22 protein-coding genes, 1 tRNA gene and 1 pseudogene are annotated in these 21606 nt (G+C 65.4%); 12 read left to right on the top strand and 12 right to left on the bottom strand.

Features of this window, described 5'->3' with window-relative positions; translation table 11 throughout:
• The 6 genes from HD593_RS03275 (at position 1) to HD593_RS03300 (ending at position 4326) form a co-directional block, all read left to right on the top strand.
• Positions 1–699: a DUF2637 domain-containing protein gene (locus HD593_RS03275; RefSeq protein WP_185100649.1), complete on the top strand. Its 699-nt coding sequence runs from the start codon at positions 1–3 to the stop codon at positions 697–699.
• Between the two features lie 8 nt (positions 700–707).
• Entirely contained in the window at positions 708–1031 is a 324-nt protein-coding gene (locus HD593_RS03280) for a hypothetical protein (RefSeq protein ID WP_185100650.1), read from the top strand.
• Positions 1032–1043: 12 nt separating this feature from the next.
• Positions 1044–1205, top strand: a complete 162-nt coding sequence (locus HD593_RS03285; protein ID WP_185100651.1) for a hypothetical protein — start codon at positions 1044–1046, stop codon at positions 1203–1205.
• Positions 1206–1448: 243 nt separating this feature from the next.
• Entirely contained in the window at positions 1449–2777 is a 1329-nt protein-coding gene (locus tag HD593_RS03290; RefSeq protein WP_185100652.1) for a replication initiator, read from the top strand.
• On the top strand, positions 2774–2965 hold the full coding sequence (locus tag HD593_RS03295; protein ID WP_185100653.1) for a helix-turn-helix transcriptional regulator: 192 nt from the start codon (positions 2774–2776) through the stop codon (positions 2963–2965). The genes HD593_RS03290 and HD593_RS03295 overlap by 4 nt, the downstream gene beginning before the upstream one ends.
• Entirely contained in the window at positions 2962–4326 is a 1365-nt protein-coding gene (locus HD593_RS03300) for a tyrosine-type recombinase/integrase (protein ID WP_185100654.1), read from the top strand. Before HD593_RS03295 ends, HD593_RS03300 begins: the two co-directional genes overlap by 4 nt.
• A gap of 805 nt (positions 4327–5131) precedes the next feature.
• Here HD593_RS03300 and HD593_RS03305 read toward each other — a convergent pair.
• The 4 genes from HD593_RS03305 to HD593_RS03320 all read right to left on the bottom strand — a co-directional run bounded on the left by HD593_RS03305 (position 5132) and on the right by HD593_RS03320 (position 8786).
• Positions 5132–5689 (bottom strand): hypothetical protein, encoded by a 558-nt coding sequence (locus HD593_RS03305; RefSeq protein ID WP_185100655.1) that lies wholly within the window; start codon positions 5687–5689, stop codon positions 5132–5134.
• The gene (locus HD593_RS03310) at positions 5686–7728 is read right to left on the bottom strand and encodes a hypothetical protein (RefSeq protein ID WP_185100656.1); all 2043 of its coding nucleotides are present in this window, start codon (positions 7726–7728) and stop codon (positions 5686–5688) included. Before HD593_RS03310 ends, HD593_RS03305 begins: the two co-directional genes overlap by 4 nt.
• Positions 7725–8018: a hypothetical protein gene (locus tag HD593_RS03315; protein WP_185100657.1), complete on the bottom strand. Its 294-nt coding sequence runs from the start codon at positions 8016–8018 to the stop codon at positions 7725–7727. The genes HD593_RS03310 and HD593_RS03315 overlap by 4 nt, the downstream gene beginning before the upstream one ends.
• Positions 8019–8126: 108 nt before the next feature.
• Positions 8127–8786: an HAD family hydrolase gene (locus HD593_RS03320; protein WP_185100658.1), complete on the bottom strand. Its 660-nt coding sequence runs from the start codon at positions 8784–8786 to the stop codon at positions 8127–8129.
• 336 nt (positions 8787–9122) lie between these two features.
• Here HD593_RS03320 and HD593_RS03325 point away from each other — a divergent pair, with 336 nt between their 5' ends.
• Both HD593_RS03325 and HD593_RS03330 read left to right on the top strand, forming a co-directional pair.
• Positions 9123–10958: a DUF2075 domain-containing protein gene (locus HD593_RS03325; RefSeq protein ID WP_312903327.1), complete on the top strand. Its 1836-nt coding sequence runs from the start codon at positions 9123–9125 to the stop codon at positions 10956–10958.
• A gap of 113 nt (positions 10959–11071) precedes the next feature.
• The gene (locus tag HD593_RS03330; protein ID WP_185100660.1) at positions 11072–11617 is read left to right on the top strand and encodes a GIY-YIG nuclease family protein; all 546 of its coding nucleotides are present in this window, start codon (positions 11072–11074) and stop codon (positions 11615–11617) included.
• A gap of 325 nt (positions 11618–11942) precedes the next feature.
• Here HD593_RS03330 and HD593_RS03335 read toward each other — a convergent pair whose 3' ends face one another.
• The 3 genes from HD593_RS03335 to HD593_RS03345 form a co-directional block, all read right to left on the bottom strand.
• Complete coding sequence (locus tag HD593_RS03335; RefSeq protein ID WP_185100661.1) at positions 11943–13055, bottom strand: DUF262 domain-containing protein; 1113 nt, start codon at positions 13053–13055, stop codon at positions 11943–11945.
• Positions 13048–13647 carry a hypothetical protein gene (locus HD593_RS03340; protein WP_185100662.1) on the bottom strand — a complete coding sequence of 200 codons (600 nt, stop codon included), beginning with the start codon at positions 13645–13647 and terminating at the stop codon, positions 13048–13050. Before HD593_RS03340 ends, HD593_RS03335 begins: the two co-directional genes overlap by 8 nt.
• Before the next feature lie 670 nt (positions 13648–14317).
• Positions 14318–14390: transfer RNA gene (locus HD593_RS03345), tRNA-Arg, on the bottom strand.
• An 867-nt stretch (positions 14391–15257) separates the two neighbouring features.
• Between HD593_RS03345 and HD593_RS03350 the strand changes: the two genes are divergently transcribed.
• Complete coding sequence (locus HD593_RS03350) at positions 15258–16346, top strand: D-alanyl-D-alanine carboxypeptidase family protein (RefSeq protein ID WP_312903328.1); 1089 nt, start codon at positions 15258–15260, stop codon at positions 16344–16346.
• A gap of 10 nt (positions 16347–16356) precedes the next feature.
• Here HD593_RS03350 and mscL read toward each other — a convergent pair whose 3' ends face one another.
• From mscL to HD593_RS03365, 3 genes are read right to left on the bottom strand one after another with little or no spacing between them, the layout of a single operon-like run.
• On the bottom strand, positions 16357–16758 hold the full coding sequence (gene mscL / locus HD593_RS03355) for a large conductance mechanosensitive channel protein MscL (RefSeq protein ID WP_185100664.1): 402 nt from the start codon (positions 16756–16758) through the stop codon (positions 16357–16359).
• 23 nt (positions 16759–16781) lie between these two features.
• Positions 16782–17378 (bottom strand): RcpC/CpaB family pilus assembly protein, encoded by a 597-nt coding sequence (locus HD593_RS03360; RefSeq protein WP_312903329.1) that lies wholly within the window; start codon positions 17376–17378, stop codon positions 16782–16784.
• Positions 17375–18181 (bottom strand): S-methyl-5'-thioadenosine phosphorylase, encoded by an 807-nt coding sequence (locus HD593_RS03365; protein WP_185100665.1) that lies wholly within the window; start codon positions 18179–18181, stop codon positions 17375–17377. Before HD593_RS03365 ends, HD593_RS03360 begins: the two co-directional genes overlap by 4 nt.
• 140 nt (positions 18182–18321) lie before the next feature.
• On the opposite strand from HD593_RS03365, the gene HD593_RS03370 reads away from it, so the two are divergent.
• Together HD593_RS03370 and HD593_RS03375 are read left to right on the top strand one after the other, a co-directional pair.
• Positions 18322–20289, top strand: a complete 1968-nt coding sequence (locus HD593_RS03370; RefSeq protein WP_185100666.1) for an MFS transporter — start codon at positions 18322–18324, stop codon at positions 20287–20289.
• Between the two features lie 353 nt (positions 20290–20642).
• Positions 20643–20804 carry a hypothetical protein gene (locus HD593_RS03375; RefSeq protein ID WP_185100667.1) on the top strand — a complete coding sequence of 54 codons (162 nt, stop codon included), beginning with the start codon at positions 20643–20645 and terminating at the stop codon, positions 20802–20804.
• A gap of 263 nt (positions 20805–21067) precedes the next feature.
• Here the strand turns inward: HD593_RS03375 and HD593_RS03380 are convergent, their stop codons facing one another.
• Positions 21068–21229, bottom strand: coding sequence for a hypothetical protein (locus tag HD593_RS03380; RefSeq protein WP_185100668.1), 162 nt, complete (start codon positions 21227–21229; stop codon positions 21068–21070).
• Between HD593_RS03380 and HD593_RS61050 the strand changes: the two genes are divergently transcribed.
• The gene (locus HD593_RS61050; RefSeq protein ID WP_246549834.1) at positions 21221–21418 is read left to right on the top strand and encodes a hypothetical protein; all 198 of its coding nucleotides are present in this window, start codon (positions 21221–21223) and stop codon (positions 21416–21418) included. The two genes, HD593_RS03380 and HD593_RS61050, sit on opposite strands and share 9 nt — an antisense overlap.
• A 62-nt stretch (positions 21419–21480) precedes the next feature.
• On the opposite strand, the pseudogene HD593_RS61055 reads toward HD593_RS61050, so the two are convergent.
• Positions 21481–21573, bottom strand: a pseudogene (locus HD593_RS61055) (FmdB family zinc ribbon protein); the annotation flags it as partial.
• Positions 21574–21606 lie beyond the last annotated feature (33 nt).

Genomic DNA, 21606 nt, shown 5'->3' on the forward strand with positions numbered 1-21606 from the left:
ATGCGCCGCTTCGCCGCCTGGCTGCTCGACACCGGCCCAGTCCTGGTCCTCGCGCTCATCGCAGGTGCTGGCTCCTTCACCCACATCCGTGACACCGCCACCGAGCACGGCCAGCAAGGCTGGATGGCCTGGGCCATCGCCATCTGCATCGACCTGACCTGCGTCATGGCCGCCCGCGAACGCCAACGAGACAAGAAGATCGGCAAAGCTCGGCGCGGACTCGTCTCCTGGCCCGTCCTCGTCCTGACCGGCGGCGTGGTCCTCTCGCTGGCCGCCAACCTGCAACAAGCCACCCCGACCGCCTGGGGCTGGATCACCGCCGCCACTCCGGCCGGCGCCTTCCTCGTCGCGGTCTCCATGCTCGAACGCCGCGCCACCACAACCCGTACCGAACCGTCCCTGGACGTCCCGCAACCGTCCCCGGCCTGGACGGCGGCGTCCCCGGACGTCCTCGACAGAACACAAGCCGTCCCGCAAGCGGATCGCCCCGCCCTCGTCCCCGCCCACGAGGACGACCCCGGCGACGGGCCCGCGCCCGCCCCGGCACTGATCGACTACGCGCGCCGCGTCGCCGCCGAACACCACGCCAAACACGGCAAGCCCATCACCGGAGACCTACTCCGTACCCGCCTGGGCGTGTCCGACCAACTCGCCTCGGACCTGCTCCGCACCCTGCGGACCGCATCGGAAACCGCCTGAGGAGAACCATGCACGACCTCCGTAGAGCCCTGATCAACGGCCTGCTCAACCTGGCCATCTTCCTGGAAACCCACCCGGACGTGCCCGCCTCGTCCAGCCTCACCCTCCACCACTTCCCGAACCACGACAACGACGACGACCTACGCGCCGAGATCGACCAGATCGCCGCCCGAGTCGGCTCACAGATCGACTTCGAGGACACCCCGTACGGCCACTACGCGACCTACGTCTCCTTCGGACCGGTCGAGTACCGCGCCGTCGCGATCCTCGCCGCCGCCCAGGCCCGCCACGACGCCGAACGCAGCTACCGCGGCTGCATCGACCCCAGTTAGGAGCCAACCACCATGCGAATCCGCCTCGAAGGAAACCGCGCGGAGATCACGCTCGGACTGATCCACCTGCGCGAGGTCTTCACCGTCACCGCGATGTCCCGGGCCTACCCGGACCGCGCACACCCCCGCGTGTACCGCGTCTACGTCCGCATCAGCCCGCGCGACAACCGCTGATGGACACCGATATCCGCCACTACGGCTGCAGCACCTGCAACGGCACCGGCCTCTACGACGACCGGACCTGCGCCGACTGCGACGGCACCGGCATCGACAACCACGGCGCATAGCCGTAGCGCCCCCCGCCTGGCCACACATCCGCCAAGACGTTCGCCAGGCCGGGGGCCATCCACACCAGCGTCACTGGATAGGACGGAACCCATCTTGCCCTGCCTTGCCCACTCTCACGCCGTAGCCGGGGTGATCGACCGGCTCAACCAACCCGACTACGACCGCTGGGCCAACCAGATCAAGCGCACCGGCGGCTGCCGACAGCCCATCCACCTGCGCGGCAAGGTCGAACACTTCGACCAGGCCACCGGCCACCTGCTCCACCGCTACTCCACCACCACGGAACCGAACGGCGTCCTGCGCGTCCCGTGCAAGACCCGCCGCGCCTCCCGCTGCCCGGCCTGCGCCGAGGTCTATCGCGCCGACACGTACCAGCTCGTCCGCGCCGGCCTCGTCGGTGGCAAGGGCGTGCCCGAGACCGTCGCCGCTCACCCGTGCCTGTTCGTCACCCTCACCGCGCCCTCCTTCGGCGCGGTCCACGTCCGGAAGGAGAAGAACGGCAAGGTCCTGCCCTGCCACGCCCGCCGAGACGCCGAGACCTGCCCGCACGGGCGGGTCATGTCCTGCACCGACCGGCACAGCGCCGACGCCCCCCAACTCGGGGAACCGCTGTGCCCGGACTGCTACGACTACGACGGCTCGGTCCTGTTCAACGCCATCAGTCCCGAGCTGTGGCGGCGCTTCACACTCGCTCTGCGCCGTCGCTTCGCCCGCCTCAACGGCCTGACCGTCAAGGCCCTGCGCGGGCTCGTCAGCATCGCGTTCGCCAAGGTCGCCGAGTACCAGCGGCGTGGGGTGGTCCACTTCCACGCCGTCATCCGCCTCGACGGTCCTGACGGCCCGTCCTCGCCACCGCCCGCCTGGGCGACCGCTGACGCTCTGGCGGAGGCCACCCAGCACGCGGCTTCCGTGGTCACCGCGGAGATCAAGCCCCTGGGACGGACCTTCCGCTGGGGGACACAACTCGACGTTCGGCGCATCACCATGGACGGCGACCTCACCGAACAAGCGGTCGCCGCCTACATCGCCAAGTACGCCACCAAGGCCGCCGAATGCGTCGGCACTCTCGACCGGCGCATCCAACCACTCGACAACCTCGACGCCCTACCCGTCCGCCAGCACGCCCGCATGCTGATCGCGGCGTGCATGCGCCTCGGCGAACACCCCGGCCTGGTCGACCTCCGGCTGATCCACTGGGCCCACATGCTCGGCTTCCGCGGCCACTTCTCGACGAAGAGCCGCCACTACTCCACCACCCTTGGCGAACTCCGCGCCGCTCGCGAAGAACACATGCGCGACGAGAAGATCACCACCGGGCGCCTGCCCTTGTTCGACGAGGACACCGTCCTGGTCATCGCCTATTGGGAGTACGCCGGACAGGGGCTCTCGATAGGAGAAGAAGTCATCGCGGCTGCAATCAGCGGCACCCCACTTTCAGGGGCGGGTGATCGCCAATGACCAGGCGTGATGAGCTGCTGACCGTTCCTCAGGTCCTCGCCGAACTGGGCGGAGTCTCCCGCCGCACGTTCTACCGCTGGCGTGAGCTCGGCCGTGCGCCGGTCTGCGTCCAGTTGCCCAACCTCGAACTCCGCGTCTGGCGGAGCGACCTCACTGCCTGGCTCGACACTCGACGGGAGGCGGCGTGAACACCACGTACGACGTGAAGCTCGGCGAAATCCAGCACCGTACCGACCGGGACACGCCCACGTTCATCGCCCGCTGGCGCGTCGCAGGCAAGCAGAAGTCGAAGAGCTTCCGGACCAGGGGCCTGGCCAACGCCTTCATGTCCGATCTACGGCAGGCGGCCAAGACAGGGGAGGAGTTCGACGTCGTCACCGGATTGCCGGTGTCGATGCTGGCCCGTGCGTCCTCCGGACCGACGTTCTTCGAGTTCTCTCAGGCGTACATTCTCCGCCGCTGGAACACCTCGGCGGCCCGAACCCGGGAGACCGACGTCTACGCACTCCTATCGCTGATTCCGGCATTGGTGGCCAAGGCACCGCACCGTCCTACCGACGAGGACCTACGGGAGGTTCTCCGAATCCACGCGCTTCTTCCGGAGAAGAGGCGAGCCGTCCTGACCGCTTCCCAGACGGTGGCTCTCGGCTGGTTGGAACGGGCGTCGCTTCCGCTGTCCGATCTGAAGGAGCCGCAGGTCCTTCGAATGGCTCTCGACGCGATCTCGGTGACCTTCGCCGGTTCGCCGGCGGGTGCGAACACGGTACGGCGTAAGCGCGCCATCCTGCATCACCTCCTGGAGCACGCGGTCGAGCAGAAGCTGTTCGGCAGCAACCCCCTGGATGAGATCAAGTGGACCGCGCCCAAGGCCGTCACGGTGATCGATCCCCGCACGGTCGTCAATCCCGCCCAAGCACGGGCACTCCTCGACGCCGTGCCCAAGGTGGGCCGCAAGCGCGGACCCCGGCTCAAAGCCCTGTTCGCCTGCATCTACTACGCCGCCCTCCGGCCCGAGGAGGCAGCGGACCTGCGGCTGAGGAACTGCACGCTGCCTGAGACGGGCTGGGGCCTGATCGTCCTGGAGAACGCACGGCCTCAGGGGATCAAGCGCTGGACCGATTCCGGCCAGACCCACGAGTCGCGCAGCCTGAAGCACCGGGCGAACAAGGAGACCAGAGAGATCCCGATCCCGCCCGTCCTGGTCGCCATGCTCGGCGAGCACATCGCCGAGTACGGCACCGCCAAGGACGGCCGGATCTTCAGCACCGGCACGGGCGGCACCTACTCCAGCTCGGCGCACTCCTACGTCTGGCAGGAAGCCCGCAAGCTCGCCCTCACTCCGGCGCAGGTCGCCTCGTCGCTGGCGGCTCGACCGTACGACCTTCGTCACGCGGCGGTGTCGCTCTGGCTGAACGCCGGCGTACCGGCCCCGGAGGTCGCCAAGAGGGCCGGACACAGCGTTGACGTGCTGCTGCGGGTCTATGCCAAGTGCATGGACGGCCAGCAGGAACAGATCAACGGCAAGATCAACGACGCCCTAGATACATAGCCCACATTTCACCTGCTTCCGGCCCTGCTCATCGCGGGGCCGGTTCGTCTTGCACCGCTGTCTTTGCCGAGTCATTCCCGCTGGATGTAGGTGTCCTGCGGCACCCTGGCAGGCGTGGACGGCCCGTAGGGAGGATCATGCAAGAAGACCAGAACCGCCTCACCCCGCCGCCGAACGAGCCCCGCCCGCGGCGGCGCCCGCCATACGGCCTGCCGCCCCGGGACCGCCTTCGACCTGGCACCGCGCCCGATGCTCTCGGCTGGCGGAGGTACTCGACCCCCATCCCGCCAGATCGACCACCGCTGCGTGATCGGCGTCGGCTGGCTCGGCCGGCGCTTGTCGCGGGCCTCGTGGGGTGCCTGGCCTTCAGCGTCTGGTCGGGTTCCTGGGGGACGGACGGTGCCGCGTCGCGAACCAGCGCCGCTTCGATGCCGACACCCACACCGATCGTTGGCGGGAGCTCGGTCGCGTCCGCGCCGTCTGTGTCTCCATCGCCCCGAGCGCTGCCTTCGACGACGCCCAGGTCCATCCCCAAGGTGTCGAAGCGCAAGGCGCAATCGCCGAGGCCCCACCTGCGACCAGCGCCGTCAGCTACGCCGCGCCATCGTCATCGAACTGGGCCGCTGGTCCCGCCCATGAAGACCGTGGTTCCTGCCGATCGCACGAAGAGGAGGCGGAACTACGAGCCACGCCCCAGAGACATGAACCCGGAGCTGCTGGAGAGCATCGCGGCATGTGACGAACTGTTCCCGCCTTCCCGTCCCGAGTTCCGAATCCGAAATCGGGCGTGCCACCTTCTCTACGGTTAGCGCGGTTGTTGCGGGGCCGAGGTCAGGAGAAGGGGGCGGAGCTGGCGAGCGAACTCGACGGCATCGGCTTGATGATCCCGCCCCGGTGCCCCCTTGACGATCTGGATGGCCAGCATCTTGGTGCCGTCCTGCGTCCAGGCAAAGGCCTTGGCCCCAACGATGTTTCCGTCTGTATCTTTTATCGACGCGCTGTAGCCTGGACCGACACCGCTGGGTAGAGCTACGCCCCTATCCCTTGCTTTCCCGTTCTCTAGACTCTGCAAAGTCGAAGGAAAGGGATCCTGTAGCTCGACGGTCATCGACGCCTTGTCCCTGATGCTGGGAGATTTGCTGACGACGCAATGCGAGAAGTCGTTCGCCGAGGTTGACCCGCTCGCGTAGAAGTCGCTTAACCCGATGGCCCGGCCAATGGCCTGGTTGGAAAGCAGGCCGCATTCCACAGGCGGTGTCGTCACACTGCCGAGCGGGCGGCGATCCGCAGGGGGAGGCGATGAACACCCTGCCACAGAGATGAGGATGACAGCCAACAAGGCGGGAGCCGACCAGTTTCTCATTCCTCTGCCTCCGGATACGGAGGGACGTCTAGCTGGAATCCCTCCCAGACTGCCCGGTCGACCTCACGGAAGACGGCGGCGGCCGGAGAGCTCTTCAGCCACTCATCGTAGGCAATCCTCTGTTGCCAAGTCATCTGGTCACGAGGGATGATCCGGCCATTGACAAGGAAGTCGCCACCAGACCGCTCAGCGTAGTTCTCGGATGCGTGAGGATGTGCGGACCCTTTGGCTGATTCGTCACCGAACAGTCCGTACCGCATCATCACATTAGCTGTCAGGTCTTTGAAGAGGCGCTGGCTTTCACGGAGGGTTTCCTCTCCCTGGCTGCGTGCGGCCTTGCCCTCGGTGTGCTTGATGCTGTCGCTAACAGGGCCTTCGAGGTACTCGTAGCCGGCAACGACCCAGTCTCCGGCTGGAGTAAGTACCAGCTTGAGTGTTCTGGATACGCCATCCTTGAATGCTTCGCTCTTCTGATCTTTCTGGTCTGCCTCGTTAATGTTGGTCAAGTTTCCGGCGTCGACTATGAGGTGGAGCGACTTGCCGAGGGCGCTCGCCTGAGCATTGAATAGTTTTCCAGGATTGCTGTTCATGTTGTCGATAAGTAGCTTCTGGCGATGTGTCGCCTGCTCCTCTTTCGATGCGTCCGGATGGGTGCTCTGCCACTCGGCGAATTCGGCGTTGACCGTATCGCGGATCGCCTTGCCCTGGGCGTCCAGCACCTTCGTGCTGTACTCGCCGTGTCCCTCGACTGCGATTTTCAGCGCTTGTGGATCCTTGAAGGCCCACGTCATCACGTTCTTGACGGCGCCGCCGTCGAACATGGCTCCGTGAGGCTGCTTGCCAGGGAGGTTCGGGTCAGAGTCCGGCTGCGGATTCACACCCATCGGCTCCGGGAAATCGGAGATAGCCGCTCGATGAACGTCGCCCATGTAGGCAGAGAACACGCGGGCAGCGTTCTGCTTGGTATCGGGAAGGTTGGCCTGCGCTCGCGGGTCAGACCAGAAGTGGGCCGCCCAGGACGCAATCAAAGCCGACTTGTACCCGCGTGAACTCCCGGGCGGCTGGCCGTGGTCGCGGAACCTCGTGGTGGCTGCCTCGATGGCCCGGCCGAGTTCACCGTTGCCGCTGCCCCAGAAGTTGTCTCGCATCAGGAAGGACAGGGGCTTGCGTACAGGGTCGGTGAAGAAGTCTTGGGCGACCCTGGCGTTGTTCGCCAGGGCGGCTGCGAGGCCGGGCCCGAACTTGATGATGTCCTGCTGCTCGGATGCCGGTTTCTGCGCGTTGTCGAAGACCTTGTTGGCGACCTCGCGCAGGAACGCGTCGTCGAAGGTGCCGTAGCGCAGGAGCTCGTCGACCATGCGGCCGCTCATCGGATCGTCGTCGGTAGCGATCAGCTCGTCGACGTACGTCTTGGGGAGTTTCATGTCGCCGACTCCGCGCGAGGCCGTTCCCAACGTCACGCTGAGAGCTCGCGCCAGGCGGTCCATCACGGAGGAAGATGACGGCTTCGCCCAGTCGTCTCCCAAGGATCCTCGGTGCGCCAGGTAGAGACGTTCCAGGAGCGCCTTCAACTCCTTCGGCGGTATCTCCTTGGCGAGAGCGACGGCGAAGTAGGGATCGTGCTGGTGCCGTTCCAGCAGGTCCAAGGTCTCTTTGGAGAGCGCCCCCCGGCCGTTGGCAACGTCCTCGACCGCCTTGCGAAGCTGGCCGGCCACGGTCTTGGCCGCTGCGGCGCCGCTTGCCGGTGAGCTGGAGACCCAGAGCGTCTCGTCCGCCCAGACGACGCCCTTGTCCAGACCGATCTTCTGGGTGGAGATGATGAGGTCCAGGCGGCGTTGGAGGTCGGGGATGTGCTGGGCGATCTGGGAAGCGACGTCCCTGAGCAGGCCTGGTCCGGTCATGCTGGTGCCGATCGAGCTGAGCGCCCTGGCGATCTGCGCATCCGCGTCCGGCCATGCTCGATTGAGGCGCTTGAACTCGCTGATGAGCTGAGTCATCAGCGCTGGGTCGATGCCGATCCGGTTCGGAGCTGGGCTCATCCGCCGGCCTTCCCCTGCAGATTCAGGGGTGGTGGCCACAGTCCTACAGGGTCTGCTGGCTTGGCCGGGTCGGGACGTACGGACTCGACCAGTGCAAGGGCTCGGTTGAAGACGCCTCGGTACGCCGCCTCCCATGCCTGGCAGTCCTTGAGCAGCTTGTCGGCGGCCTTGCCCTTCATCGCGCCGTCTTCGAGCAGGCCGATGAGCTTGCGCACGTCGTTGGCGTGCTGGTCGCGTAACTGCTCGATCGTGCGTCGCGCGGTGGCGATTTGTTCCTGGGTCGCCATCATCCTGGATCCTTTGGACCTTGAGGACGGCTATCTATGGGATCAATGTGACGATAAAGGGCCGTCGTGGTGCCGTCGAGCCGAACTACTCATATGGCATGAGCTCAACATTCATCCCGGCTGGTGCGTATCACTCATGAAGGCGATGGCCTCGGTTACGTCCGCTACCACGTGGTCGGCCCGATGTTCGTGCCCTGACCACGTCCCGTGATCCACCCAGATCCCGCGTAGGCCCGCGGCCTGAGCACCTGCGATGTCCGCGACGAGGTTGTCTCCCACCATCCAACCGCCCTCGGTGAGGCTGGCTCCGCACCGCTGAGCGGCGATCTGGAAGAGACGAGCGTCCGGCTTCCGAATGCCCTCGACCCCTGACACGGCATAGCCGTCGACCACGTCAGCCAGGCCGGTTCGGCGGAGCTTGCCGAGCTGGTTGTCTGCCATGCCATTGGTGACGATCCCGACGCGCCACCCCGCGGTCCGCAGCTCTCCCAATCCCGACAGGACGCCTGGGTAACACTGCACGAGGTACGGCATCCGCCGACGGTAACCAGCCCACAGCTCCTCGACCGGTGTCGCCAGTGCGAAGTGCTCGCGTACCGTTTGGAAGAAGACCTCTCGATGTGGGTGGACGCCTTGGTCCAGGCCGACGAGCCAGGCCAGGTCCTCATGGTTCAAGCGATGTCGCTCAGCGAACTCCTCGGCCCACCGCAAGAACGCGTCATTGAGGTCAATGAGCGTCCTATCGAGGTCAAAGAGGGTGAGTCGCTGCACGATGACACTTTAGGTGCGAACATCTCGTCGACAACAGGCCGTTCGTGATCTGCTACGTACTCGGACTACCCTTTCGAATTTTCGCGCTAGCTCTAGCGATCACGATCGGCGGATTGCATTGAGAGTTGCTGGGCGCGCCGGTTCGGGCTTTCGATGGCTCATCCGTGACCGGACTGAGGGAAGATCCCGGTAATCTTCTGGACGTATCGGTGATGCGGCCCGACGGGCTTCCGCTTCGATGGCGGACAGGCCCCCATACCGCACGAGTCTTTCGTGCTGCCTGGGGGTACATCCGTGGCCGTTTTCCGGCACTCGGCGGAAAGCATTGTGCAGTTGGTGTCTGAGTCGGTGCCCGAACGTGTCCTCAGTGAGGTAATCGCTGAGAACCTGCGCGCTACCCAAGGCATCAATCCGGGGAGGGGGGAACGCAGGTCCTGGGACCGGAGCATCCCGATCCTGGCCCGAGATCTGGTCGAAGCGGGGCTGGGTGGCGTCGAGATGCTCATCGAGTACCAACTGCCGTTGACCAGCAAGCGGGCGGACGTCATTCTTGCCGGACGCGACCGGCGCACAGGAGCCGACTCTTACCTGATCGTCGAGCTCAAGCAGTGGAGCCAGGCCGAGCTGTACGAGGAGGACGCGGATCTCGTCCTGGTGTCCGGTATGGGGCATCGACCCAAACTTCACCCGGTCGTACAGGTGCGGGGCTACTGCGAGTACCTGGCTGACTTCGTCGGAGCCCTGGACCAACACCGGAACGCGGTACGTGGGGTTGCCTACCTGCACAACGCCAGCGACCCGGACATCCACGATCTCTATGACCACGTCGAGGACGAACGCACCCGGCTCTTCAGCAAGACGCGCCGAGGTCAGTTCGTCGACTACCTGCAGGCGCAGTTCGCGCCCGAGCCTGGTGCCGCGGCGGCCGATCGTCTGCTGTCCAGTTCCATTCGTCCGTCCAAGCAACTACTCAAGGCCGCTGCCGGAGAGATCAAGAATCGCGACCAGTTCGTCCTACTGGCCGAGCAGCGCTTGGCCTACGAGATGGCCCTGCATGCGGTTGAGAAGGCTCGCGCGGGCAACTCGAAGCAGGTGGTGATCATCACTGGCGGGCCTGGCTCCGGTAAGAGCGTCATCGCGCTGTCCCTGCTGGGCGAGCTCTCCGACCGTGGTTACTCGGCCCTACACGCCACCGGTTCACGCTCCTTCACTGAGACGATGAGGCGCGTCGTCGCCAAGGGGTCGAGCCGGATGAAGGCGATGTTCAAGTACTTCAACAACTTCATGACCGCCAAGCCGAACGATCTGGATGTCCTGATCTGCGACGAGGCTCACCGCATTCGCGAGACTTCGGCCAACAGGTTCACCAGATCGGACCAGCGAACAGGCCGGCCGCAACTGGATGAGCTGATCAACGCAGCGAGAGTGCCGGTCTTCCTCCTGGACGAGCATCAGGTGGTACGGCCCGGTGAGATGGGGCGTGTCGCCGACATCACCAACTACGCTCATTCCCTCGGCCTTGCTGTGCACCAGGTTGATCTGGACGCGCAATTCCGCTGCGGCGGGAGCCGTAGGTACGAGGAGTGGGTGCTGCGCCTGCTGGGCTTGGACGGCGACGGTCCAGAGGTATGGAAGAGGGACGACCACTTCGCTGTCTCCCTCACCGATTCCCCGTACGAGTTGGAGGCCATGCTGCGAGCTCGACTTCAGGAGGGATATTCAGCACGGATCACAGCGGGGTTCTGCTGGCCTTGGAGCGCACCGAGCGGGGATGACAGCCTGGTCGCCGACGTGCGAATCGGTGACTGGGCGCGGCCGTGGAACGTCAAGGGTGACAGGGCCGTGGGGAACGCGCCGGCCAGCGCCTTGTGGGCCTCGGCGCCCGGTGGCTTCGAGCAGGTGGGGTGTGTCTACACCGCGCAGGGCTTCGAGTACGACTGGAACGGCGTGATCTTCGGCCCGGACCTCGTCTATCGCGACGGCAGGTTGGTCACTGTTCGGAGCGCCAGCAAGGATCCGGCGCTGATGCGGAGGGGAGTCAGCGACGAACAGGCGGACCAGTTGATCCGCAACACCTACAAGGTGCTGCTGACCCGCGGCATGATGGGCACTGCTGTGTACTCGGTCGACCCGGCGACGCAAGAGTTCCTCGCGGGGCTGCTAGAGACGTAGGCATGAGCGACTGGACAGAATTCAAACCTGCCCGGTACGCGCTGTCGCACCTTCATCCGTATTGTCGGTGGCGTGGCCTAGCCTTCCTGCACGGACAAGAGTGGAGGGCGAGCATGGACACTTTCGGGCTGCTCAACCCGGTCAGGTTGTGGGAAGCGGCCGAAGTACTCACCCGCCCAAGTCCTGTGCCGAACGCTGCGGGCATCTATGGGTGGTACTTCGCCCAGCCTCCGCATCCAAGCCTGCCCGCCGATCACCTTCTCTACGTGGGGATCGCTCCCCGACGCATGGTGACCCGGGCCAGCAAGCAGAATCTCCGGAGTAGGGTGCGGTATCACTTCCGGGGCAACGCTGAGGGCTCCACTCTGCGCCTCAGCCTCGGTTGCCTGCTCGGGCTCGAACTCCGGCGGGTGGGCAGCGGGAAGCGGTTGACCTTCGGCCAGGCCGGCGAGAAGGAACTGACGGACTGGATGGCGGAGTATGCCCGTGTGTGCTGGGTTCGTCATGACGAGCCCTGGACGGGAGAGGCCGAGCTGATCGCTCGGCTGGATCTCCCCCTCAACTTGGATCAGAATCGCAGTCACGGATTTCATCCGTACTTGAGTGGTCTTCGCGCCTCGGCACGCGCCCATGCCCGCAACCATCCGATCAGCTCTTGAGAGCTGAGGTGCCGCATCTCCATATAGATGTTCGCGCGGGCGGCGAGCGATCGGCGGCATCAAGGGTGATTGTGCAGGCGGATACCGCATGCGTTGATGGACCATCTACCGCCGGCTCGGCCTTGACACCCACCGAGATCCCTACGGGACCGGTCAGGTTGACGACATGCCCCATAGAGTGCGCGCGACGCAACCGACTCGATGGGGGCTATCCTCTGTAAATCTCTTCTCCGAGGATGAATCGCAGGGGAATGCCTTACTCGCGGGCTCATTTCAGGTGAGCTGGTGGACCATGTCGCTGATGGCCGCCCCAAGCTAAAATCGGTCAGCTCTTAAGCTTTCTTGAAAGAAGCAATGTCAGTTGCTGGGAGCGAACTCGACGTGAGCCAAGGTCGGACGAGTTTCGGATGCCCGATGTATACTGCTCGATTACCTTATCGACTTCCTCGGCCGTCATGTTGACCATGGTCGCAAGGGATACCAATAGGCCATTAGCTTCACCGTTCTCGCCACTGCGCTTCCTGGCAGAGACGGCGCGCTGGAACAGGTCCAGAAGGTCGCGAAGCTGCATAGTCTGTTCCGGGTTGGTGTTTGCTAGCTCCTCGCGCAGTCCCCAGGAGACATGTAGCAGCGTGAACATGTCGACGATGTTCGACCATCTGGTTCGGCCAACCCACTTGATGGTGCTGCTGAGAACCGTCAGTAGTTCGAGAAACTCCGCCGAACGATCCTGGTAGTCCTCGAAATCTGCGGAGATCTTATCGTAGCGTTCGTTGAGTTCGGTCTTTTTATTTGACAGGCCGAATATGCAAGTGCCGAAGACCTCGGCATAGAACTCTAGATCACCGCCTCGTTTGCGTCGTTCACCGCTGAAGACGCCGGATAGTTCGCTTATCGGGTGAGCCACACAGTCTTTGAGGAAGTCGTTGAACGGACCAGGCAGCAAAGCATTTCGGAGTTCCTGTTCCGTCAGCACCATGTTGACCCTGTTGACGCGCGCGAAAACTGCGCGCACAAACTCGTCGGCAAGGTTGGATAGGCGCCGAATCGGGAAGCGGTATTGGAAGAACTCTTGACGCACATCGTCGGGCAACTCCTTAAAGAGCTTACCCTCGAACTTCTCGCGTAGCTTTTCATCCTCCAGCCCGTCCAGGGGAAACCTGTTGTTCAGAAACTCGAGCAAGGAGGTGAGGCGCTGCTGGCCGTCGACAACGGATGCGGTCTGCTCTCCCTCCGGCGTTGTTTCGTATGCGAGGTAAATCTCAGGGATCGGATACCCAAGGAGTATGGTCTCCATCAAGGAGACCTTGGCGCGGTCGGGCCAGACGGCCTTGCGCTGGTACTCGGGCTGGAGGATCAGCTCGCCGGACTTGTCCAGCGACCGGAACTCCGCCACCGTCTTCGACTCGATCTCGAACTTGAGTCCGTGATCAGCCATGGTGTACGCCTTCCTCGATCGCGCGATCGCGCGCTATGTTCACACTCTTGACCTGATAGCTTCTGAGTGACGCATGGTTGCGGTATAGCCTGTAATTGATCTCGCAGTTTCTGAAGGCGTCACCGAGATCCTGGATGAAGAGATCTCTAGACCGTGACCACTGCTCGCCGAAGGACAGTCGCGGCAGCACGATGTCGAGGGCGATGCACTCCTCGAAAACCAGCTTGCGCAGGTAGTTTTTATTTCTGGGGAAAAGCTCGTCCTCGATTAACTGTCGGAGCTCACCCCATGCCTTGTCGAACAGTTCTGGTGAGATCACTGCGATGTCTAAGTCCGAGCCTTCGTGGAACTTTCTGAAGTTCTTCTTCGGGTTCATGGAGTAACCCAGGCGAGCGCTTCCGACCAGCTGGACGGCCATCGGGTCCACGCCTAGTTCGGTTGCAACCAGATGTCGCCATCTGATGTAGTTAAGCTCTTGAGGCCACACCGCAGGTGTTCCGTCGAATAGCCGGGCAGTCACAAAGTAGTCAACTTGCTGCTCCAGAGCACTGAACTCCTTCCAGAATTCGGGTAGCCCTGAAATATCGGCCATCGTGTCCCCTCAGCGAGCGTCGAGCTGAGCACGCGTGCGCTACAGCCGTTACATCTGCGCGCCACCGGGGTGAGAGTGGTGAAACCGGTACCACCACCTCGGAAGCGCGGTCACCGTACGATCTCCCAGCAAATCGTGCGGCGATTCTATCGCGTTTCATCACCCCGCAGCTCGGCTAAGGATCGGGCCGTCCTCGTCGCCCTCCGCTCCGCAGCCCGTATCCAGCCACTGCTGGGCAGCGTCGCCGACCTGGCAGGAACCGTTGCCACCAGCACCGCCATGCTCATCCAGCGCGAGCACGCTGCTACCTCCTCGGCCGGGCTGCCCATTTACATCGTCATCACCAAGGGGAGCCCAGAAGACGCTGCGCTGATAGTAGTCATCCCCTGATCGCTGCCTTGGGACTGACCGACGCACCATGGGAGTTGATTGAGCCTCTACTGTCCGAGCTGGACAACAGCGGGCGTCCGGAGAGCACCCACGCCGGAAGGTCGTCAACGCCAGGGACCGTGACTGGGGAAACGTCACCAAGATCATCCCCCGCATGTCCCCTGATCAAGGTCCTACGGCTGCATACGGGTGCTCTTGGTGACCTATACAGGGTCTAGAAAGCAAAGACCTGCGGCCAAGAAACCGCAGGTCAGAAGCCGAAATGCCTGGTCGAGAAGCGTGCCCCCGGCAGGATTCGAACCTGCGGCACCCGCTTTAGGAGAGCGGTGCTCTATCCCCTGAGCTACGGAGGCGGACTCCCGTAAGCCTAGCGAAAGTTTGGCACTGTGTGCGACGTGGCCCCGCCGCCAGTTTCCCGGGGTTGGTTATGGGTGCTCTGAGCTGCGGTAAAGGCATGACAAGTGATCAGATTCTTGCTCATCGCGCCCGGATACCGTCTGGGGCTGTGACCAGGAGGCGATGCGCGCAGGCCCGTCGGCGGCCCGTTGTGCTGTTCGGGGCGTTGCTGGCGCCGGCGATTCTTGCGGGAGGGTTGCTGGCGGGGGAGATACGTGGGTTTGAGGAAGGGGTTGCCGAGGCTGGTGGGGGTGGGGGTGGGGCAGTGAGGTTGGCGTTCGAGCCTGTGTTGGTGCCGGCGCCTGCTCGGCCTGAGCGGCGGTATGCGGCGGCGATGCCTTCGCCTGTGCGTGAGGTGCCTGAGCGGGTGCCGAGGGTGAGGGGTGAGGAGAGGGCTCCGGAGGTCGTCGAGGAGGAGCCTGTTACGCCGGCGCCTGTGCAGACTCAGGGCGGGTGTCCGGGGGAGTGGGTGGATACCTGGTTGTGGGAGTTGTGCCGGGATCGGGAGCAGGAGGGGGCTGTTGACAGCTGGCTGCCTGGGATCTGAACCGGAGGTGAGGGGCGGGCGTACTGATCTGTGTGGGTTGTTTGTGTCGGTGTGCTGCGGAGCTCGTAGGTGGGGTCAGGGGATGGGGTTGTGCTGCTGCTGAGAGGGGTGGTCTTGGCGGGGGTGCTGGGTGAGGGGTGTGCGGGGCGGGGTTCGCTGCGCAAAGTGGGTTATTTGTCTCATAACAGCTCTTCGGAGTTCGGTCCGGGCACTCGGGGGGCTGTAGTAACGTGCGTGCCTGACCAGGGTAACGAGATTGCAAACGGAGGAGTCGAACGTGCCAGCCCCTCGATCAGCGGGTCTGATCGCGGTTGTCATGGCGGTGGCTTCTCTTCTCGTGCCCTTGCGGGGCATCCCTGCGCAGGCACAGGCTCGGGTTCAGCTGGAAGGCGTGCGGCGGGATCCGTCCAATCTGAGTGAGCTGCGGAAAGAGGCCGAGCGGTCGGCCAAGGAGCTCGAGGACGCCACCAAGGCCCTGGAGAAGCGGCGGGCCGACATCGCGGCATCCGAGAAGGAGCTCAAGAGCAAGCTCACCGCGCTGCAGGACCTCGAACGGCGGCTGGCCGTGATGCGGCAGCCGGTGTCCCAGATGGCCGAGCTGCTGTATCAGCAGCCGTTCATGGCCGGGGGGATCGTGCCGTACCTGTCCGGGAGCGCGGATGAGAAGACGCTGCGCGCGCTGATGGACGCGAACCAGATCGTGGCCGTGCGGCAGCAGGCCGTTGAGCAGACGAGCGCCTTGTACAAGGAGGCCGAGCGGCTGGCCGGTGAGGCGCAGGAACTGCGGGCGGGGAACTTGCTGGCCGAGGCGCAGCTGGCCGCTGAGGTCGACACCCTGCGGCAACGGTCGGACAAGATCGTGAAGTCGCTGACGGCGGCGCTGGTGAAGCTGGGGATCAAGATCGACAAGGTGGGGCGGGCGGCGCTCGGATGCAATCCGCTTCGGGCTGCTACGGCCGATCAGTACCCCAACGGGCTGATTCCCAAGGGCATGCTCTGTCCGTTGCAGCAGAAGGGGTTCAGTCTGAGGGCCGATGCCACCATCGCATTCGTGAGTTTGAACGAGGCTTATCGGCAGCGGTTCGGGAAGCCGATGTGCGTGACCGACGCGTACCGGAGCCTGGCCGAGCAGCAGTCGATCTACTATCGGCGGCCTGGGTTCGCTGCGGTGCCTGGGCGGAGCAACCACGGGCTCGGGCTGGCTGTGGACCTGTGTGGCGGGGTGGAGAGGTCCGGGTCCGCGGAGTTCGTGTGGATGGAGAAGAACTCCAAGCGGTACGGGTGGTTCCACCCCTCCTGGGCCTACAGCAGCCCGTTCGAGCCCTGGCACTGGGAGTACGACCCCAAGATCGACGAGCTTCTCTGAGGGATTCCGCTCAGATCGCCGGGGCCACTTCCGCGCTGCAGAAGGCGCAGCGGGAGGCGGGCTTGGGGATCTCCGACAGGCACTCGGGGCAGTCGCGGGTCTTCGACTCGATCTTCGCGGCGGCGCGCTCCTTGAGGTGTGTGTACGGCTTCACCACCAGGAAGTAGATCACCGCGGCGACCATCAGGAACGAGATGACCGCGTTGACGAAGTTGCCGTACATGAAGTTGGACTGGCCGACCGTCACCTTGAGCGAGGAGAAGTCGGGCAGGCCGCCGAACGCGGAGATCAGCGGGGTGAGCAGGTCGGCCACGAACGACTGCACGATCGCGTTGAAGGCCGCCCCGATGACCACCGCCACGGCCAGGTCGATGACGTTCCCTTGCATGAGGAACTTCTTGAATCCGTTCACGGCAAGGAATCGTAGCCGAATGATTACGGTAAGTTAGTTCTGATGGTGATCGACAGGCGGGCGTGGGCTTGGGCCGTCGCCAGATCGGCTGCTTGGGTGGGGGTTGTGGCCAGCACGATCAACGTGCCGTCGCCTGTGTCGTGAGTTGTCCTTACCGGTGGGTTCGGGATCGACAGGACCGTGGTGTCCTGGGCGAGCTGGCGGGCCGGGGCGCCCTGGTCGTAGGCGGCCAGGAGGGTGATCGTGGAGCCGGGGGAGATGAGGGCCGCCGCGGCGGCGTCGGCGATGCGTACGGGGGTGGCGACCAGGCCCGGCGGAAGGCGGTAGGAGGCGAGCAGGCGGACGTCGGTGAGTGGCTCGCCCTTGCGCATGGGGGTGGCCAGGGTCTGGCCCGCCGGGATCGTGCGTACTGCTCCTGCGGGTGGCGGGGCGAGGGCTGCCGGGTGGAAGTCGGCCGGGTTGAGAGGGCCGGGGGACAGGTCGCGGGAGGCCACCAGGACCGTGGGGGCGAAGCCGGTGGGGCGGGTGGCGACGAAGGCCGCGATGACCGAGACGGCGGCGAGTGCCGCCGCTACGAGGCGGCGGCGACGGCCGTGGCGTGAGAGCCAGGACTGGATCACGGCAACTCGAAGGGCAGCTTGATGCCGTCCAGGGCCGAGCCGCAGGGGCAGGTGCGTTCTTCCGGCAGGGACTGGACGGTCTCCGCGACCAGGGTGCGCATGCGGGTGACATTCTGGGCGAAGAACTCCAGCACCTCGTCGTGGGTCACGCCCTGACCGGCTTCCACGCCGGCGTCGTGATCGGTCACGAGGGAGATGGACGTGTAGCAGAGCGCCAGCTCACGGGCCAATATCGCCTCGGGGAAGCCGGTCATGCCCACGATGGACCAGCCGTTGCCCGCGAACCACTGCGACTCCGCCCGGGTCGAGAAGCGCGGGCCCTCGATGACCACCAAGGTGCCGCCGTCCACCGTTTGCCAGTCGCCGGCGCGGGCCGCCGCCACGGCCGTGGAGCGGCCCGTCGGGCAGTACGGGTCGGCGAAGGAGACGTGGACCGCGCCGTCGACGTCGTAATAGGTCTGAGGGCGTCCGGAGGTGCGGTCGACGAGCTGGTCGGGGACGACGATGGCGCCGGGGCCGTACTCGGCTCTCAGTGAACCTACGGCGCTGGGCGCGACCACCTGGCGCACGCCGAGCGAACGCAGTGCCCAGAGGTTGGCACGATAGGGGATGCGGTGCGGCGGGAAGCGGTGATCTCGCCCGTGTCTGGGGATGAACGCCACGGAACGCGAGCCGATGCGCCCGACCGTGACGACATCGCTCGGGGGGCCGTAGGGAGTGGCGAGCTCGATCTCCTCTGCGTCGTCGAGCAGGGAGTAAAAGCCTGAACCGCCGATAACGCCGATATCTGCGCGAGTGACCATGGCGCAGAGAGTAGCCGGAGCGGTGGTGGGCGGGGTGAACGCGAACGGCGTTCTGTGGATAACCGGGGCGCGTGGCGGGTGGCTGTGGATAACTCGGTTGCAGGGAGTGGGCACACCAGTACGAAGAGTAGGATCGCCGCATGCGGCAACAGGGCCTCGGGCTCATCATCCTCGCGCTCATGCTCGGCATGCTGCTGGCGGCGCTCGATCAGACGATCGTGTCCACGGCCCTGCCGACGATCGTGAGTGACCTCGGCGGGCTGGAGCGACTGTCATGGGTCGTGACGGGTTACCTGCTGGCCTCGACCGTCTCCACGCCGCTCTGGGGGAAACTCGGCGATCAGTACGGGCGCAAGAAGCTGTTCATCGGGGCCATCTGCATCTTCCTGGCGGGATCGGCGCTTTGCGGGCTGAGTCAGAACATGGGGGAGCTCATCGCCTTCCGTGCCGTTCAGGGGCTTGGCGGGGGCGGGCTGATGGTGCTGGCCCAGGCGATCGTGGGGGATGTCGTCTCCGCGCGGGAGAGGGGGCGCTACCAGGGCTTCTTCGGGGCGGTCTTCGCCGTGTCCAGCATTGTGGGGCCGTTGCTCGGCGGGGTGTTCGTCGACCACTTGTCGTGGCACTGGGTGTTCTACATCAACTTGCCGCTGGGAGCGGTGGCGCTGTTCGTGGTCGTCGCGGTGCTGCCGGGGGACGACACGCGTACCAAGCATACGATCGACTACGCGGGTGTGGTGCTGCTCGGCGCGGCGACGTCGTGCCTGGTGCTGATGACGACCTGGGGCGGCACGACGTACGCGTGGACCGATCCGGTCATCCTGGGATTGGCAGGGGCGGCGGTGGCCCTGCTGGCCGGGTGGGTGCTCGTCGCACGGCGGGCGGCCGAGCCGGTGCTGCCGCTCGGGCTGTTCCGGGTGCGGGCGTTCGCGATGTCGTCGGTGGTCGGGTTCGTGGTGGGGTTCGGGATGTTCGGGGCGCTCACGTACCTGCCGCTGTTCCTGCAGGTGGTGCATGGGGTCAGCCCGACGTTGTCGGGGGTGTACCTGCTGCCGATGATGGCCGGGATGCTCACCATGTCGATCGTGAGCGGGCAGATCATCTCCAAGACCGGGAAATATCGGTTCCTGCCCATCGCGGGGACGGCTGTGGCCACCGTGGGGATGTTCCTGCTTGCGACCCTAACGGAGGGGAGCAGTCTGCTCGCGATGGGGGCCTACCTGCTGGTTCTCGGGGTGGGGCTGGGGATGACCATGCAGGTGCTGGTGATCGTGGTGCAGAACGCGGTCGACTTCAAGGATCTCGGCGTGGCCACGTCCGGGGCCACGTTCTTCCGGTCGATCGGGGGGTCGTTCGGGGTGGCGACCCTGGGGTCGGTGTTCGCGGCCACCTTGAACGACGACCTGCGGGAGGTGCTGCGTGGCGCGCGGCTGCCGCCCGGGTTCGATCCGGGGAGGATTCAGGAGGATCCGACTGTCATCCAGCGGTTGCCGCGAGGGCTGGCGCAGGGGTTTCTGCATGTGTACGCGGATGCGATCGCGGCGGTCTTCCGGGTGGCGGCACCCGTGATGTGCGGGGCGTTCCTGCTCAGCTGGCTCATACCGCAGACGCGGCTCAGGGAGACGACGAAGGCGGCGGATCTGGGTGAGGGGCTGGGGGCCACGTCCGCGGAGCGGTCGTCGCTGGCCGAGGTCGAGCGAGGGCTGGTGCGGATGGCCGATGCGGAACTGCGGCGGGGGTATTACGACCGGCTCGGGGTGGTGGCCGGGTTGGAGGGGATTTCGCCGCAGGGGGTGTGGGTGCTCGCCAGGTTGGGCGGGGAGGGGTGGGTGAGGGCTGAGGACCTCGCCGAACGGGCCGAGGTGAGCAGGGAGTACGGGCGGCCGTACGTTGATCAGCTCGTGGCGGTGGGGCTGGTGCGGCGGTCGGACGATGGAGACCTGTTGCGGCTCACGGAGGAGGGGGAGGAGGCGGCTGTACGGCTTCTGCGGTGTGCGTGTGAGGGGTTCAGGCGGTTGGTGGCTGATTGGGGGCCGGATCCGCAGCTTGAACGGCTTGTTGATCGGGTCGCACCGGAGCTGCTCGGGGCGCCGGTTGATCGGCCTCCTTAGAGGTGGCCGCTGATGGGGGCGTAGAGGCTTCTCCCGGTGTCGTACGGGCTTGAGGGAGGTGGGGTATCAGGCCGTGCGAGTGCCTTGGGTGAGGTGTGCTGTCGCATGTCGTGTTGGGGCGTCGGCTGGGTGCGCTGTCGCGTGTCCTGTTGGGCGTCGGCGGGGTGTGGGGTGCGTGTGGTTGCTGGTGCGGAGTGCCTGGGGTGGGGTGCCTGGGGTGGGGTGCCTGGGGTGGGGTGCCTGGGGTGGGGCACGCTAACGCATGTCGCGCTGGGGCGTCGGCCGGATGTCCGCCGGGCGTGGGGTGCGCGTGGTCGTGGTGCGGGGCGGCGGTGGTGTGGGCTTGGCCGCGCATGCCGCAGCGTGCCTTAGCCGGCGTGCCGGATGCCGTGCTGGTCGCGGGTGAGGCCGAGTACGACGTGATGGCCGAGTACGACGTGATGGCTGAGCGCGACGTGATGGCTGAGTACGAGCTGAACGCGACGCGATGGCTGAGCCGCCACGTGATGGGTTAAGCGCCAAGTGCTGGCTGCACGTGCTGCTGAGCAGCACGTTGCCCTGACTGCTATCCGTGGCGCGAGATGAATGTGCGCGGGGCGGGCGGCGGTGGCGCGGGCTCAGCACTGTATGCCGCGGCGTGCTTCTGCCGGTGGTGCCGGGTCGTGTCCTGGGGCGGTGGTGGCTCGGAGTGGGCACCGCGTGCTGTGGCATGCCGGGCGGCCCGGGGAGTGCGGGCTGCGGTGTGGCGTCGCTGGTGATGCGGGCTGGGCGCCGGTAGCTACAGCCGTTCGAAGCGGTGGTGGCACATCTCGAACCGCAGCACGCCGTACGTGCTGGACGGGTGCCGCACGCCCACCGGGGCGGCGGCACACCTTGACGCCCGCTGGGGCAGCGGCACGACTAAACGCCCGCCGGGGCGGCGGGATGGCTCATGGGGCACGGCTCCGCGTCGAGCGGGAGCCGTGCGGATCAGCTGGACGCGGCGGCCGGCGCGGGCGACGTGGTCGAGCTGGACGACGAGCTCGACGAGCTCGAGTCGGACGACTTGCTCTCCCCCGACTTCGACGAGGACGAAGAAGAGGTCGAGGACGACGAGGTCGAGGACGACGAACGGTTGTCGGTCTTGTAGAAACCAGAGCCCTTGAACACGATGCCGACCGCGGAGAACACCTTCCGCAGGTTGCCCTGGCAGTTCGGGCAGACCGTCAACGCATCGTCGGTGAACTTCTGGACGACCTCGAGCTGCTCACCGCAGTCGTTGCAGGCGTACTGATACGTCGGCACGCGCTCCTCCTTAAACAAGCTCTAGCACTCGAG

Origin of the sequence: Nonomuraea rubra (assembly GCF_014207985.1) — a bacterium.
GTDB lineage: Bacteria > Actinomycetota > Actinomycetes > Streptosporangiales > Streptosporangiaceae > Nonomuraea > Nonomuraea rubra.

Excerpts from the sequence above, each read along its gene's own strand:
- HD593_RS03275 (WP_185100649.1), top strand. The coding sequence starts at position 1 with ATGCGCCGCTTCGCCGCCTGGCTGCTCGACACCGGCCCAGTCCTGGTC.
- HD593_RS03280 (WP_185100650.1), top strand. The coding sequence starts at position 708 with ATGCACGACCTCCGTAGAGCCCTGATCAACGGCCTGCTCAACCTGGCC.
- HD593_RS03285 (WP_185100651.1), top strand. The coding sequence starts at position 1,044 with ATGCGAATCCGCCTCGAAGGAAACCGCGCGGAGATCACGCTCGGACTG.
- HD593_RS03295 (WP_185100653.1), top strand. The coding sequence starts at position 2,774 with ATGACCAGGCGTGATGAGCTGCTGACCGTTCCTCAGGTCCTCGCCGAA.
- HD593_RS03305 (WP_185100655.1), bottom strand. The coding sequence starts at position 5,689 with ATGAGAAACTGGTCGGCTCCCGCCTTGTTGGCTGTCATCCTCATCTCT.
- HD593_RS03310 (WP_185100656.1), bottom strand. The coding sequence starts at position 7,728 with ATGAGCCCAGCTCCGAACCGGATCGGCATCGACCCAGCGCTGATGACT.
- HD593_RS03315 (WP_185100657.1), bottom strand. The coding sequence starts at position 8,018 with ATGATGGCGACCCAGGAACAAATCGCCACCGCGCGACGCACGATCGAG.
- HD593_RS03330 (WP_185100660.1), top strand. The coding sequence starts at position 11,072 with ATGGACACTTTCGGGCTGCTCAACCCGGTCAGGTTGTGGGAAGCGGCC.
- HD593_RS03335 (WP_185100661.1), bottom strand. The coding sequence starts at position 13,055 with ATGGCTGATCACGGACTCAAGTTCGAGATCGAGTCGAAGACGGTGGCG.
- HD593_RS03340 (WP_185100662.1), bottom strand. The coding sequence starts at position 13,647 with ATGGCCGATATTTCAGGGCTACCCGAATTCTGGAAGGAGTTCAGTGCT.
- HD593_RS03365 (WP_185100665.1), bottom strand. The coding sequence starts at position 18,181 with ATGGTCACTCGCGCAGATATCGGCGTTATCGGCGGTTCAGGCTTTTAC.
- HD593_RS03370 (WP_185100666.1), top strand. The coding sequence starts at position 18,322 with ATGCGGCAACAGGGCCTCGGGCTCATCATCCTCGCGCTCATGCTCGGC.
- HD593_RS03375 (WP_185100667.1), top strand. The coding sequence starts at position 20,643 with ATGCCGCAGCGTGCCTTAGCCGGCGTGCCGGATGCCGTGCTGGTCGCG.
- HD593_RS61050 (WP_246549834.1), top strand. The coding sequence starts at position 21,221 with ATGGGGCACGGCTCCGCGTCGAGCGGGAGCCGTGCGGATCAGCTGGAC.